Source organism: Labilibacter marinus (genome assembly GCF_001659685.2).
Lineage (GTDB): Bacteria > Bacteroidota > Bacteroidia > Bacteroidales > Marinilabiliaceae > Saccharicrinis > Saccharicrinis marinus.
In genome coordinates this window covers 42139-56794 of record NZ_LXYE02000001.1, presented here as the reverse complement: position 1 = coordinate 56794, position 14656 = coordinate 42139, and the positions used below count along the sequence as shown (strand labels likewise).

General features: G+C 37.1%; 10 protein-coding genes. 8 read left to right on the top strand and 2 right to left on the bottom strand.

What is annotated here, in order from left to right:
• Positions 1–180: 180 nt before the first annotated feature.
• A complete protein-coding gene (locus A8L32_RS00170) occupies positions 181–741 on the bottom strand; it encodes an SUKH-4 family immunity protein (protein WP_075589680.1) in 561 nt (186 codons plus the stop codon).
• A gap of 769 nt (positions 742–1510) precedes the next feature.
• On the opposite strand from A8L32_RS00170, the gene A8L32_RS23455 reads away from it, so the two are divergent.
• From A8L32_RS23455 to A8L32_RS00135, 7 genes are all read left to right on the top strand, one after another.
• Entirely contained in the window at positions 1511–1726 is a 216-nt protein-coding gene (locus A8L32_RS23455; protein WP_075589679.1) for a hypothetical protein, read from the top strand.
• Positions 1662–2219 (top strand): DUF6261 family protein, encoded by a 558-nt coding sequence (locus A8L32_RS00160; RefSeq protein ID WP_143524963.1) that lies wholly within the window; start codon positions 1662–1664, stop codon positions 2217–2219. Before A8L32_RS23455 ends, A8L32_RS00160 begins: the two co-directional genes overlap by 65 nt.
• A 443-nt stretch (positions 2220–2662) precedes the next feature.
• Entirely contained in the window at positions 2663–4198 is a 1536-nt protein-coding gene (locus A8L32_RS00155) for a sulfatase family protein (RefSeq protein ID WP_075589677.1), read from the top strand.
• Between the two features lie 184 nt (positions 4199–4382).
• On the top strand, positions 4383–5876 hold the full coding sequence (locus tag A8L32_RS00150; RefSeq protein WP_075589676.1) for a sulfatase family protein: 1494 nt from the start codon (positions 4383–4385) through the stop codon (positions 5874–5876).
• Positions 5877–6163: 287 nt separating this feature from the next.
• On the top strand, positions 6164–7711 hold the full coding sequence (locus tag A8L32_RS00145; RefSeq protein WP_083631134.1) for a sulfatase family protein: 1548 nt from the start codon (positions 6164–6166) through the stop codon (positions 7709–7711).
• Position 7712: 1 nt separating this feature from the next.
• Complete coding sequence (locus A8L32_RS00140) at positions 7713–9215, top strand: sulfatase family protein (protein ID WP_075589674.1); 1503 nt, start codon at positions 7713–7715, stop codon at positions 9213–9215.
• A 376-nt stretch (positions 9216–9591) separates the two neighbouring features.
• Entirely contained in the window at positions 9592–11052 is a 1461-nt protein-coding gene (locus A8L32_RS00135; RefSeq protein WP_075589673.1) for an FISUMP domain-containing protein, read from the top strand.
• Between the two features lie 236 nt (positions 11053–11288).
• On the opposite strand, the gene A8L32_RS00130 is transcribed toward A8L32_RS00135, so the two are convergent.
• Positions 11289–11687 (bottom strand): hypothetical protein, encoded by a 399-nt coding sequence (locus A8L32_RS00130; RefSeq protein WP_143524962.1) that lies wholly within the window; start codon positions 11685–11687, stop codon positions 11289–11291.
• Between the two features lie 276 nt (positions 11688–11963).
• Here A8L32_RS00130 and A8L32_RS00125 point away from each other — a divergent pair, with 276 nt between their 5' ends.
• On the top strand, positions 11964–14561 hold the full coding sequence (locus tag A8L32_RS00125) for a sialidase family protein (RefSeq protein WP_075589671.1): 2598 nt from the start codon (positions 11964–11966) through the stop codon (positions 14559–14561).
• The last annotated feature ends 95 nt before the right edge of the window (positions 14562–14656 follow it).

The following is a 14656-nucleotide window of genomic DNA, read 5'->3' as shown; positions in this document are numbered from 1 at the left end:
TAAAATTAAAATGTATTCCTTTAAGCGGCATGGATAATGGTAGCTAACGGCTCGAATATGTGTAGTGCGGGATTTCAAGGCACTTCACTATCAAACTGCTAGTTTGTTTATTAAATGCTCTAATGATTAAATTTACTAAATCGCCCCGCATTACGTATATTTATTGTTGGCAAGCGTAGTTTATTGATTATCATCTCTATTCGCAATTAATATCTCTATTTCTTCTGTCCAGAAAGTATTTTCAATTAATGATTCTGGGTCGTTTTTCTCCAATTTAACTTTTAATAAATTCAAGTGTTCGTCTGTATATTTATAATCAAAGAGAGCATCTTCTCCAAGTTCTTTTTGAATATTATCTATAAATTCCTGATAAATAATTAAACTGAAATGCAATTTTTCAATGGAATTATTAATGAATTCTTCTGAGAAATTATTATCGTGGTCAAGAAGTTTAATTTTACAATTATCTTCTACGTCAATTACTATTTGGTCTCCATTTCCATTTGAACCAATAACAATATATTTTTCAAATTCTGTTTCTAAAAAATCAAAATAGTCAGTTAGTCTAAGAATTCCTTCATACTGAATGTCATTATTTTCCGCAAATGATAAAAAAGGAGCAGAATCCTTTGGTAGTCCAACAGTCGTTAAAAACATTGCTGTAGGTTTATCAAATTCATAATTTTCAATCCTTCTCGTATCGTAAATTATTATTGATTCAAACTTTTCACTCCAGTTCATTTGTTTTCTGTTTTTTCTATGATTGCCAACTACCTAACAAAATCACCAGGTAGCTTTATTTCGCTTTTATATTTCCTAAAGGTGTACTTTCCATGCCGTATAGGTATGGCAACTACACCTCAATATGTTCAACAACTTAATTTTAGGTAATTTTTAACCATATATTCCCTAAAATAAAGCATCCCCATTGTGAGGAATTAAAGCCACGCTAATTTAGTATTTTATCCTAGTAATCATATATTTCATACATAAAAGTATCATAAAACATGACATGATTATATCTACTTTAAAGTGTTTTCTCTTGAAATAATGCACAAGCATACTTACGAGGACATTAATTAACTTGTAGTAATGCCCTCGTAAATCTGCGAGGACATTAATTAATTTGTATTAATGCTCTCGTAAGTCTGCGAGGACATTAATTAACTTGTATTAATGCTCTCGTAAGTCTGCGAGGGCATTAATTAACTTGTATTAATGCTCTCGTAAATCTGCGAGGGCATTAATTAACTTGTATTAGAGCTCTCGTAAACTTGCAACGGCATTAATACAATAAAATGGCGCTAACACTTCTATATTTTCCCTTACATGCTATTCAATTAAGCACCTCAATACTGTTTTATAGAAATTAAACACCCACAAACCACACTCACCATAACACACTACTAAACAGACTAAATAAAATTACATTCTATATTTTGAAATATATTTTATTTTACTTAATTTCAATCTACACAATAGCAAACCATAAGCAAAAAAACATTATTCTATGAAAAAAATTGAAAATCCCAGTGCACGTACAACTGTAAGTGAAAGCAGCGAAACAGCCATTGATTTATCTGTAGCTATTTTAGAAAAAGGAGTTGATGATGCCTTTTTAACCAAACAAGCCCAAGAGCTAGGCAGCAAGGGGCAAAGAGATGAACATTTCTATAGCTTCGGACAGAGGTGGAGAAAATACCGAGGAACTAATAGCACTGGATGAAAACCGGGATGCTTACCATAATGCACTAAAATTATTTATTCGCGGCTTTATGGCTTTACCTACAGACGATAAAACAGGTAAGGCTGCCGAAGTATATCAATTGCTTAAACAACATGGCTTAGCCATGGACAGAGAAAGCTACTCGGTGCAAAGTAACTTAACTACATCATTATTAAATGAACTGGCCAAGCCTGAAATGGTAAGTATTATTAGCGATTTAAATTTAACCGATCTAATTACCCAATACACAGGTTCGGAAGAGACTTTTAAAAGCAAATATCGTGAATCCATATCTGCAGAAGCCAGCAAAGAAAAACTAGTGGCTGCTTCGTCTATAAAAAAAGAAGTACATCAGTTGCAAAAACAAACCATTGGATACCTAAACGCCATGCTTGTGGCACAGCCCGAAAAATATAAAGATGTGGCTGCTGTGGTGGCTGAAATAATGGAAAAAATTAATCAAAAGATTAGAAACCGTTATAATAAAAACTAAAACCAGCGTTTTACCCTCAAAAAAAAGATTAACCAACTTATTATTTGCTATTGTAACAACTGAAATTAAACCACCCAGGTTTCAAAAACCTAGGTGGTTTTAATATTTATATAAGTACTACAATCAACCACCTCGGGGCAAGCCCAGAGGTATGAATTAGAATACTAAATTTAGTAACGAGGCAAGCCTCGAGGTATTAAACCTTTTGGCGGCGCCAATAAACAAAAAGCCAATGCGCCATCATCAAACCTTCACCATATAAAAAAACAACTATCCTCAATAAATTACACTTGTACAGACAAAAGCATATTGACAGAAACAATTAAAACCTTGCCTGTCTGTTTACCCCCTTGTATTATACTCAATAATGGACGCTTCTTCGCTTATAATTTTTCAACTTTGAATACTATAAAAATCAGACAATATTTAAAAATCTACATAAAATGAAGAAGTTATTATTTTTGGCAAACTTCCTTGTTTGCCTTTACGCTGTTTCTTTAGCTCAGAGCAAAGATAAACCCAACATTATTGTTGTTTTGGCAGATGACCTGGGCGTTGGCGATGTTTCTCATTACCGCCGATTGCACAACCCCGATATAAAATTAGAAACGCCAAATATGGATAAGTTGGCTTCTGGTGGTATGATTTTTACCAATGCGCATGCACCAGCAGCCCTATGTGCTACTTCGCGTTATGCTATCATGACGGGTAATCACAATTATCGCAGTCCGCTGCCATGGGGTGTTTGGAGTGGTTATGCCCCTTCGGTATTTACGCCAGAAACATTAACCCTTGGTCGCTTAATGAAACAAGCCGACTACCACACCGCCTTTATTGGTAAATGGCACTTGGGCACTAGCTTTCGCGATAAAAAGAATCCTGATAAAATATACCAACTGCTAAAAGGCAAAGGCAAAAAAAATCTGCATGTCGATCTTAGTGAAATTGCCGATGGTGGACCCAGCCAAAATGGTTTCGACTATAATTTTACGCTTCCTTCAGGCATTCAGAACGAACCTTATCTAGCTTACGAAAACGATCAATGGTTTCCGTTACACCAAGAATCATTAATTAGCTTAATAGATACCGGGCATATGGAGCGCCTTGGTTTAGCTATGGAAAAAAAAGAAGGCTTAGGCGATAGTCATTGGAACCCAACCAACATTGGTCCTCTTATTGCCCACAAGGCCGTTGATTATATTGCAAGTAAGGCTAAAGGCGACAAACCTTTTTTTATGTATTACTGCTCGCAGGCTGTGCACACACCTCACTCCGCTCCCAAGGAGTTAAACGGAGTAAAAATTGCAGGAACAACACCATCCAACCATATGGATATGATTAAAGAGCTAGATGTGCAGATGGGTATGATGATAGATGAATTAAAGAAACAAGGCATCTATGAAAATACGGTGTTTATTTTCACTTCAGACAATGGTGGTTTGCATGTAGATGGTGATACTTGGAATGCCCGTCATGAACCCAGCGATATTTATCGCGGATGCAAAAACGATTATTACGAGGGTGGCAGTCGTGTGCCCTTTATTGTATCGTGGCCTGGTGTAATAAAAGCCAATACACAAAGCAAGCAGCCTGTTATTGGCTTAGATATTATGGCCACCATTGCCTCCATAGCAAAGCAAGAAATTAAAGAAGGAGCAGCCATTGATTCGTATAATCTACTACCCGTTTTAAAGCAAGAAAAAAATGCTAAAACACACCCTTATGTAATGCTTCAGGGAGGTTCGCAAAAAGCCTGTATGATTATTGAAGATGGTTGGAAACTGATTATTCAGTTTGATAAAAAAGACCGCAGCGATAAAACCAGAACGCCAGTAGCGCTATTCGATTTAAATAAAAATATATGGGAGCACGAAGAATTTAACTTGATCGATCATCCTAAATATCAACGAAAAGTAAACTACCTATTGGCCAAATATAACGATACCAGAGATAGCAGAATTCCAACAGGGAAGCGCTAGAAGTGGGGAGTGGACAGTATTCAGTAGGCAGTAGGCAGTGGACAGGAGGCAGTGGACAGTAAACAGTCTACAGTGGGCAGTTGGCAGTTGGCAAAAGTATTGACTATTGTCCATTGACTATTGACTATTGACCATTATCAAATCTTTATACTTATATCTTTATACTTTATACTAAAAAAAAAATATGAAAATCTTATCTACACTCATTCTGCTATTATGCCTAATAAGCGCAGGTGCAAAAAACAAACGTCCCAATATCATTTGGATATTTACCGACGATCATTCGTACCAAACCATTGGTGCTTATGGTGGTAGGTTGCAAAGTCTTAACCCAACGCCAAACATTGATCAATTAGCGGCTGAAGGTATTCGCTTTGATAAGTGTTATGTGGAAAACTCCATTTGTGCACCCAGTAGAGCCGCCTTATTAACAGGTAAAATGAGCCATATGAACGGTAAATTTACCAATACTAAAAAGCATCCTTTTAATCACGATCAGCAGCAGTTTCAAAAAATCCTGCGCAAGAATGGTTACGAAACCGCTATGATTGGAAAAATTCACTTGGATGGAGATATGCAAGGATTTAACTATTGGGAGGTATTAATTGGTCAGGGATCGTATGTAAACCCTACCCTATTATCCGAAAATGGTAAAAAGCAATACGAAGGGTATACCACAGATATCATCACGGATAAATCCATCGATTGGTTAGAAAACAAACGCAATAAGGACAAGCCTTTTATGATGATGTTGCACCATAAAGCACCTCATCGTCCTTGGGTTCCTAAACGCGAACATATGACCATGTATGAGGATATAAGCATTCCTGAACCTGCCAATTTATTTGATGATTACGCAACGCGAACTACAGCTGCACACGGACAGGAAATGAGTATACTAAAAGACATGAATCTGGATCGTGATCTTAAGATGAAAGAACTGGAAAAGGAATGGTTTAAAAAAGGAGGTATTGATGATAGATTTGATGAGCGCAGAAAGCAGTACGCCAATTTAAATCTCTCTGACGAAGAGCTTGCTCGCTTAAAATATCAAATTTACATGAAGGATTATTTACGTTGCATTTGGAGTGTAGATGAAAACATAGGACGCGTGATGGCTTACTTAAAAGAGTCTGGTTTAGATGACAACACTATCGTTATGTACTCTTCCGACCAAGGGTTTTACATGGGTGAGCATGGTTGGTTCGACAAACGTTTTATGTACGAAGAATCCTTTCGCACACCTTTAATTGTGCGCTGGCCCGGCCAAGCAAAAGCAGGCAGTGTAAATAAGGATTTAATCCAAAATATTGATTTTGCAGAAACCTTTTTGGATATAGCAGGAGCGCCTATTCCGGATGATATGCAAGGAAAAAGTATTGTTCCTATTATTAAAGGTAAAACGCCAAAGGACTGGCGTAAATCCTTGTATTACCATTATTACGAATATCCAGGAGCACATGCGGTTCGCCGACACGAAGGGGTAGCAAACAAACAATATAAACTTATTCGTTTTTATGGCGAAGATGTAAAAGGCGGCGAAGAATGGGAACTATACAACCTTAAAAAAGACCCTTCAGAGATGAATAACATCTATTCAAACTCCAAGATACAAGGTGTTATTAAAGAGATGAAGGCAGAACTTAAACGCTTGAAAGAACAGTATAAGGTGCAATAGTTTGTAAAGTAGAAAGTGAGTTATTATGCACGCATATATTTATGCATAACAATACTCAAGACATGATTTACATGATAAAACAGGATTATCTTTTTACATGTAAATCCTGTCTCTTTTAAAACAACACATCATCAAAACAAAATAGTTTTTGTTATCAAAAACATCGGAACAATTAAGAATTGAGTATTCATAAACGTTTCTGAATAAGGTCTGGTTTGGGCGAAGCACCCATTGGTTTCATAGCCATATTGAATTCCAATATATATTTTGAGTTTAAAGTAAATACCATGAATAGAATAATACACATTGCAATCATACTCTTGTTGAGCTGTAAATTATCAGCTCAAAAACAACCCAACATTGTCTTTTTACTTTCAGATGATCAAACCAGCATTGCTACGGGCTGTTACGGTAACGATCAGGTAGTAACGCCCAATATGGATCAATTGGCTAAAGATGGTGTGATGTTTTCGAACCATTATAACACCACCTCTATCTGTATGGCCAGTAGAGCAATTATTTTAACGGGGATGTACGAGTACAAAACGGGTTGTAATTTTATGCATGGCCCTTTGCGTAAAGATAAATTTGCACACTCATATCCTGTTATCATGCAAAAGCATGGTTATTATACCGGTTTTGCCGGTAAGTTTGGCTTAGCTGTTTCCGATGGTGCTAGTTGGGACGATAAAAGCTGGGATGTTCTTCCAGTGGATGCTTTTGACAACTGGGCTGGTGGTTTAGGTCAAACCAGTTACAAAACGGCCAATAACAAATACTTGGCTAAGTATGCCGATAAATATCCGCACAGTAGTCGTGCTTATGGGGCTTGGGCCAAGGATTTTATTGTCGAAGCCAAAGAAACGGGAAAGCCCTTTTGCATGTCCATCAGCTTTAAAGCACCTCACCTACCATTTACGCCCGATAAATATTTCGATTACGTTTATAAAGGCAAAAAATATCAGAAACCAGATAACTATGGTGCAGAGAATGCGGAGCACCTATCTGCGCAAGCAAAATCGGGTCGCCAATACAACAGTTACAATTTCTGGCGCGATTCAGAGGAATCCTATCAAGAGGCCATCACCAAATATAACCAGTTAATTCATGGTGTTGATTATGCTTTGGGTATGATCAGAAAAACATTGGAAGAGCAGGGTGTTGCTGATAATACCATCATCATTTTTACCAGTGATAATGGTTATAGCTGTGGGGCACACAGCTTAGCTGGAAAGGTACTTCCTTACGAAGAGGCTTCTAAATCGCCACTCATTATTTTTGATCCGCGTACGCCTAAAAACAAACGTGGCATCAAAAGGGAAACGGTAACCGGAAATATGGATATGGCTCCTACCATTTTGAGCTATGCAGGAGTTGATATTCCTGGTAATATGGACGGTAAGGATTTAAATCCATTGATTAATAAACCTAAAAAGTTTAAGCGTGGAAGCATTCCATTGTTTAATATGTGGGGTAACGACGAAATTCAGGCCATGACGGTAGTCTCTAAAGATTGGAAATATATCTATTGGCAATATGCCGATGATAAAATGGAACCTGCTGAAGAACTATTTTATGTAAGTAAAGACAGACTTGAAATGACCAATCAGGTAAATAATCCTACCTTTAAAAAGCAATTACTTAAAATGCGTAAGCAATACGATAAGCAGGTCAAGCATATCTCAAAAAATGCCCTTGACCATCACGATTATCAAAAGTACGCTACTTTATTCAGCCGAAAGGCTAAAGCAGAAGATAAAAAGGATTATTTAACGGGAACCTATGAGGAAATGCTAATACAGCAAAAGAAAAAACAAGCAAAAAAAAAGAAATAATATGCAAAAGGTAAAATATTTATTAGCAGTTATCATCTGTTTGGGTTTCTCCTTCAACATAAGTAGTCAAAGCAAACCCAATATTGTGGTTGTTATGGCCGATGATATTGGCTTGGGTGACATTGGATATTATCATCAGCAACGTACGGGCAAACAACCAGTAGTCCCTACACCTAATCTAGATAAATTAATAGAGCAAGGGATGCGTTTTTCAGATGCCCACTCCCCTTCTTCATTGTGCGCTCCTACTCGTTTTTCTATGATGACGGGGAATTATATTCATCGTAATACACCTACTCCATGGGGCGTTTGGCAACCCGCTATTGATGCGGGTATAGAACCTAAATTTACCACCATTGCCCGAATAGCAAAAGAAGGAGGATACACAACCGCTTTCTTAGGTAAATGGGGACTTGGTGGCGAATGGGATGGTTGGCCAAAAGAGCATGAAGACTACCAAACCATGGAAAAAGGTGCTCAGTATTATGGCTTTGATTATTCCCTTGAATTACCGCAAGGGGTTCAGAATAAACCATACGTTTTTTACGAGAACGGAAAATGGATGAAAATTAAAGACAACTCTAAACTGGTTCATATACCTTTTGAACAGACTAAATACGAAAGCAAAGAAAAAAACAAAAACAGAGATGGCATTGGAGATTCTAACTGGGATCCTATGTTAGCAGGTCCTATATTGACCAACAAGGCCGTTGATTATATCAACCAACAAGGACAAGCCAAAGATGCTAAACCATTCTACTTGTATTATTGCAGTCAGGCAGTGCATGTACCGCATACGCCAGCCAAAGAATTAGATGGCATTAAACTAGCCGGAACAACCCTAGGCAGCCATGGTGATATGATTAAAGAGCTGGACACACAAGTAGGAATGATGATAAAAGCACTAAAGAAAAACGGTTTGTTTAAAAACACACTATTCGTTTTTACTTCTGATAACGGTGGACTTAATTATAATGTAGCGCTCCGAAAAGCAGGTCATAACTCCAGTAATCATCTATCGGGTAAAAAAGGAGCCATTGCTGAAGGGGGTCATCGCATTCCGTTTATAGCAGTTTGGCCAGGTAAAATTAAAGCCAACACACAATCAGATGTTCCTATAGTTGCCCACGATATGGTAGCCACTTTAGCCGCCCTTTCTCAGGTAAAGCTGGATAAAAGCAAAGTACACGATTCGGCCAACTTATTGTCTGTATTCACCAAGCAATCGACTAAGCCATTGCATAAATATTTGATGCATGCCTCGCAAGCTGCCAACGGACCATTTTACGCTTTACGCGAAGGAGACTGGAAGTTGATTTTAAAAACCACTGGAAGAGAAAAATGGGAAACCATTGAACCAATTGCTCTATATAACCTTAAAGACAATGTGCAGGAAGACAAATCTAAAAATTTGCTAAGTCATCCAGAATATGCAAAAAGAGTTGAACAAATGAAGGCCAATTACCTTGAACTTCGTAAAACATATGCTTCAACGGTCTATTAGTAAATAGGCATTGAAGCAAATACATTTGCCCACTCACACAATTATTATAATAAGTTTCAATCCATACAGAACATTGTTTTTGTATGGATTGATTTTTTTATAGCCCTAAATACCACCTGCATGTTTTATCTCAATAATTAAAGGAATAATATATAATTAAGTTCCTACTTTTCTTGATATACAATTTCTTTATATAACACCTCGTATTCAAACTTTCTTACTTCATATTCAAATGTTGCAAATTTAGCTCTTAGGTATTGTATTTATTTGTGACATAGTAATACCAGTAACAACATGATATTGGTATAAAAGCAAATGAATCAATGGACTTGAACATACGAAACTTAAAACAGTGTTCATATAAAAACATAAGAAAATGAAGACAAAAAATGGATTATCAAAACTAATGCTAATAACCGTTGTAATAAGCTTGCTGAGCATGTTTACATCATGCGGTAAAGATGAGGAGCCTAAATTGCAATCGAGTTCGGAGTTCGGAGGTATATCTGATCTACAAGTTGCTCAAGTCAAGTCTGCTTCGCTGTGGCTGTCGTGGGACAACCCTCAGACGGATAATTTTGACCATGTTGAAATTTATTATGGTAAAGGCTCTAGCGCTGCGGATGCAACTACCTTCTATACTAGCACTGGTGATGACGGAGGTACATATATTGAACATCTGGTGGCTGATACGCAGTATGTTTTCTTGCTTAGAACCGTAGATACAGAAGGAAATAAAACAACAGGAATTACGATAATAGCTACCACTACAGATTTTGCCAACAAGATGAATATAAGCAATTTGAAGGTTATACCCCGAAACGGACGTGTAATATTAATTTGGACTCCTTTGGAGGATAAAAGCAATTATATGCTTACATTTTATTACAATGAAGGCAAAACAGCGACGGAGCCTACTACCGAACTCTCACTTCCCGTAATCTTTGGCGACAGCCTTGTGGTAGTTCCAGAACTTACTAATGATAAGGAATATGTTTTTGCGGTAAAAACTCAAACAATAATAGGTTTTGATTTGGAAGAATCGAAAGGTGTAATGATAACTGCTACGCCAAGAGAAATGAACGAAGTTTTAAACCCTGATTTAAACTATGGGTCTTTTACAGATGCGCGTGATGGAGAAGTGTACAAGACAATACAAATAGGTAATCAAACATGGATGGCTGAAAATTTACGTTATCTACCAAGTGTTTATCCGTCTACAGAAGGTGTTGGATCTAATGATGAAAGCCGCTATTATGTTTATGGATACGAAGGTAGCGAAATTGCTGCAGCAAAAAAGCATACCGAGGAAGTAAGAGGTGTGGATTGGAACGGCGATGGTATAGAATATCAGAATGGATCGAATAAAATGACCGTTAATTGTTATGAGACATATGGAGTCTTGTACAATAAACATGCGGCACTAAATGCATGCCCTAGCGGATGGCACCTACCAAGTGATGCGGAATGGAAAACACTAGAAATGCAACTAGGTATGAGTGCGAGTGATGCCAACAAACATGGCCAAGATCGTGGAAAAATAGCCAAAAAATTAGCTGCACAAATAGGCTGGATGGAAACAAATGCAAAAGAACATATTGGATATAATTTTTATGCCAATAATAGTAGCGGCTTTTCTGCATTACCAGGAGGTTCTCGCCATGGCGGATATAGCAGCCATGGTGGATTTGGAGAAATAGGATACGAAGCTTTCTATTGGACTTCTACCAAAGAAGCCGCTTACACATATTATTCACGAAGTATAATTGGTTCTGACGTAATCAAACAATCAAGTAATAATGCCTCTGGTTTATCCGTACGCTATATAAAGGACTAGGAGATAGTAGCAAATTGATTAAATATTTGGGGAAATAATTACTGGCAGTTAATTTTAAAAACTACTGGACGAGAAGAATGGGAAACCATTGAAATCATTATAATATCAATCTTCAATCCATACAGAATAATGTTTTGTATGGATTGATTTTTTATGCTATTTTTTTTTACATCCTTATAAATTAAAAAAGAATGAACTATAAAACACAACTATAGCACATTGATACTTAACCGTTTTTACCTTTTCTTCTCTTCTTTCAACTTAAACACTAAACGACCATAATATGCACTTGTGCCATACAAAGCTCGTGTTTCAATACCTGTGCTAAACTGATACTCTATAACATCTTCCGCTTTAATCTTTTTTAATTCTTTTGCTGAAATGGGTAATTTGTTAATGGCAAGCACAGGCAGAACGAGATAGTCGCTATTTATATCTTCTGATACAAAATGCATATAAGTACAATTGAGGGCAATATCATACGCAGTAAGAGCTTTCTTAATTTTAAAATCTTTAACCCGTATTCCTGTTGTTTTTATAGTAAGCGAGTTTTTTATAAGGCCTTGTTTTTCGCTTTGTCCAAACGTTGAAATTGATAGAATTAAAACAAGTAATATTAAGCTTAATTTTTTCATCATAATTAGGTTTAGTATTTATAGATTTTCAGCCAAAATAATTTAATAAGCCCAAATAAACAAGCACGAAATTCTTAACATATCTCGGTTAGCGTAGCTCCAATAACAAAACCTGAATACAAGCAAACAAGTATCATTTGTCCTTATCAGTATTGAGAATACAAAACTACTCGTTTTTAGATAGTAAAGCCACCCTCAATCCACTCTTCGTAAAAGCTACTTTTACCCCTAACAAAAAGAGAATGATTAAAGGAGAAATTTTAATAAACAATTTATATGATGAAGCTTATATTTTCCGCATTGGTCTTAGTAATGGCAATGAATATGCAAGCCCAAACCGATAAAAAGTATTTTAAAACGCTTCAATCTCAGCGAGTAGAATCAAGTGATTTGGTTGAGTGGACACAGGTAGGGCCAGGTATGGCTGGATATTGTGAAGAGTTTTGGTGTCACCCTACAGATGCCAATGTAATGTTTATGTCGCCCGACATGTATAACAGCTACGGTACTTGGGATAATGGAGAATCATGGCAAACCATAAAAGATGTGGATGGCACAGGAATGAATATGCGCAGGGTTCAGTCCATTACATTTTCGCATCAAGATGCCAATTTTGGTTTAGCTATAGATGTAAGAGGAACTTTATATAAAACTACCGACCAGGGTAAAAGATGGAAACCCACATTATTTAAAGGAAGCGGAAAGTATTGCGAATTGGCCGTTGATCCGAACAATGATAATAATTGGTATATGGGAGCTGGCGATTTTTGGAATGTAAAAGCAAATCATCGCACTCAAGCTAGCTTAAATGATCCTGCGCAAGGTTACTTTTATAAGTATGCAAGTTACGGGCATATTTACAAAAGCACCAATAAAGGTAAAAGCTGGAAGAAAGTAACTAAAGGTCTACCCGAAACATTAGATGTGGCTAAAATCATTGTTGACCCAAGCGATTCAAAACGCGTTATAATGGCCGCTAATTCTGGTATTTATTTAAGTAATGATGCAGGTAACAGTTGGAAGTTGGGAGGTCAAGGTTTACCCAATAATTCACCTCGCGCATTAACTTCTTACTATGATAAGGAGAATAATGAATTCGTTTTATATGCTGTAGATCAAACCAGTTTTACTCCCGAAGGAAAAACAATTACATCTGAAGGTGGTATTTACAAAAGTACTGACCATGGTAAAAGTTGGGTCAATATTTCGGGTAATTTGGCGGTAAATATGAACAAGATGACAAGCTATGGAGCAAGGATGAAGTACTTTCGTTCGGTAGCACATTGGTTAGGTTTAAAAAACGACAAAGAGGCTAAAACTAAATATCCGGAATTACCAGAGAAAGTATATTCTGTATATAACAGAATTGTAGTAAATCCATTAAATAAGGATGAAATATACATTTCACACAACACCAAACACGATAAGGCCTTTTTACCTGGTGATGTTTGGAAAACTTCAGATGGTGGAAAAACATGGATTGCCACAGCTCGTACAGGTAGATATTGGAGTAAAGGCAAGGATAACGCCTACTGGGAATCGAGAAATAATCCGACAGTACCTAATACTAAATATGCCCATTTACAACACGAGCAAGACAATAGAGAAGAAACATTTGGTAATCGTTTTATGGAAATCAATAGCCAAGGTGAAGTTTTTATTTGCCTTGAACAACAGATTATGCGTTCTGAAAATCACGGCGAAAGCTGGGAACAAATTGATGACTACGAAACTTCTGCAGGAACCCACCATTGGGTTGGACGCGGAGGCAGCAATTTGCCTGGGAGGTTTATCTTAACTGAGACTGGAGACAAGAACAAATACTTGTTCTGTAGTGGCGAACATGGTTTGTGGCAATCTGCGCCTCTGGGTGATTATAAAGATAAAAAAGCCGTAGCTTTAAAGCAGATTGAAGGTCAGGTAAACCATAAAGGAGCCACATCTATCGCTTCGGTTGCCGTTCATCCAAACGACCCAAATACTATTTACATGATTATGTTCCGTCAAGACCATCGTGGCGCTTTTCGTCGTTCAACAGACGGTGGTAAAACTTGGGAGAACTTGTCGGTTCCTTTGGAACACGATAGCAATTATTCTATGCAGCATATTTTTCAGCATTCATTAACTATTGATCCGCAAAACCCGAATAACATCTACTTTGTGGTGATAAAAAACCCTATTGCCGAAGTTAGCGGACATCGTTTACCTAAAGGATTCTCGAAGTTTGGCGTGATGAAAAGTAATGATGGTGGTTATACATGGTCTCCCGAAAATACAGGAATGCCAGCAAATGTTTGCATTCGCAGAATAAAAATGCACCCAACAAATTCTTCGATTTTATACGCTGCCTCCAACCAAAGTTTAAACGGAAATACAGGTGGATTATATATGAGTAAAAATAAGGCTGCAAGCTGGGAAAAAGTAAAAATACCCGCTCAAATAAAAGCCGTTAACGATGTATTTATAGATAAAACAACACATGATATATTTATCTCGTGCGGAACTTCAGAAGGAACGTTTGAGGAAGGCGGCGTTTGGCGCAGTAAAAACGAAGGTAAATCGTGGGAAAAAGTGTTTGATATGCCGTATGTGTGGCAAACGGAAGTCTCTCCTATTAATCCAGATATTATAACCGTGTCTGTTCCGCTACAGCACGAAAGAAAAGGTGCGACTACTTTCAATTGTGGTGCTTACTTATCCTTAGATGGAGGCAAAACATGGAATAAAATCAATAATAACCTAGGGCAACCGAACCAAGTTGTTGATCTAAAACCTGATCCTTATCGCGAAGATGTGTTTTGGTGTGCTTTAAAAGGAAGTGGTTGGGCTATTGGCTATATAAAAGGAAGTAAAAAAGGATGGTCGCAGAAGTAAATAAGTTACTTCGCTATTAACTATTAATTTAATTTCAAGCTACTTAAATAGACTAATTATTCACTAGGTTCAGTATTTACACTGAACCTAGTGAA

What these genes read in the sequence shown, in the direction of transcription:
- A8L32_RS00145 (WP_083631134.1), top strand. Translation starts at nt 6,164, where the DNA reads ATGAATAGAATAATACACATTGCAATCATACTCTTGTTGAGCTGTAAA.
- A8L32_RS00135 (WP_075589673.1), top strand. Translation starts at nt 9,592, where the DNA reads ATGAAGACAAAAAATGGATTATCAAAACTAATGCTAATAACCGTTGTA.
- A8L32_RS23455 (WP_075589679.1), top strand. Translation starts at nt 1,511, where the DNA reads ATGAAAAAAATTGAAAATCCCAGTGCACGTACAACTGTAAGTGAAAGC.
- A8L32_RS00130 (WP_143524962.1), bottom strand. Translation starts at nt 11,687, where the DNA reads ATGAAAAAATTAAGCTTAATATTACTTGTTTTAATTCTATCAATTTCA.
- A8L32_RS00150 (WP_075589676.1), top strand. Translation starts at nt 4,383, where the DNA reads ATGAAAATCTTATCTACACTCATTCTGCTATTATGCCTAATAAGCGCA.
- A8L32_RS00125 (WP_075589671.1), top strand. Translation starts at nt 11,964, where the DNA reads ATGATGAAGCTTATATTTTCCGCATTGGTCTTAGTAATGGCAATGAAT.
- A8L32_RS00160 (WP_143524963.1), top strand. Translation starts at nt 1,662, where the DNA reads ATGAACATTTCTATAGCTTCGGACAGAGGTGGAGAAAATACCGAGGAA.
- A8L32_RS00140 (WP_075589674.1), top strand. Translation starts at nt 7,713, where the DNA reads ATGCAAAAGGTAAAATATTTATTAGCAGTTATCATCTGTTTGGGTTTC.
- A8L32_RS00170 (WP_075589680.1), bottom strand. Translation starts at nt 741, where the DNA reads ATGAACTGGAGTGAAAAGTTTGAATCAATAATAATTTACGATACGAGA.
- A8L32_RS00155 (WP_075589677.1), top strand. Translation starts at nt 2,663, where the DNA reads ATGAAGAAGTTATTATTTTTGGCAAACTTCCTTGTTTGCCTTTACGCT.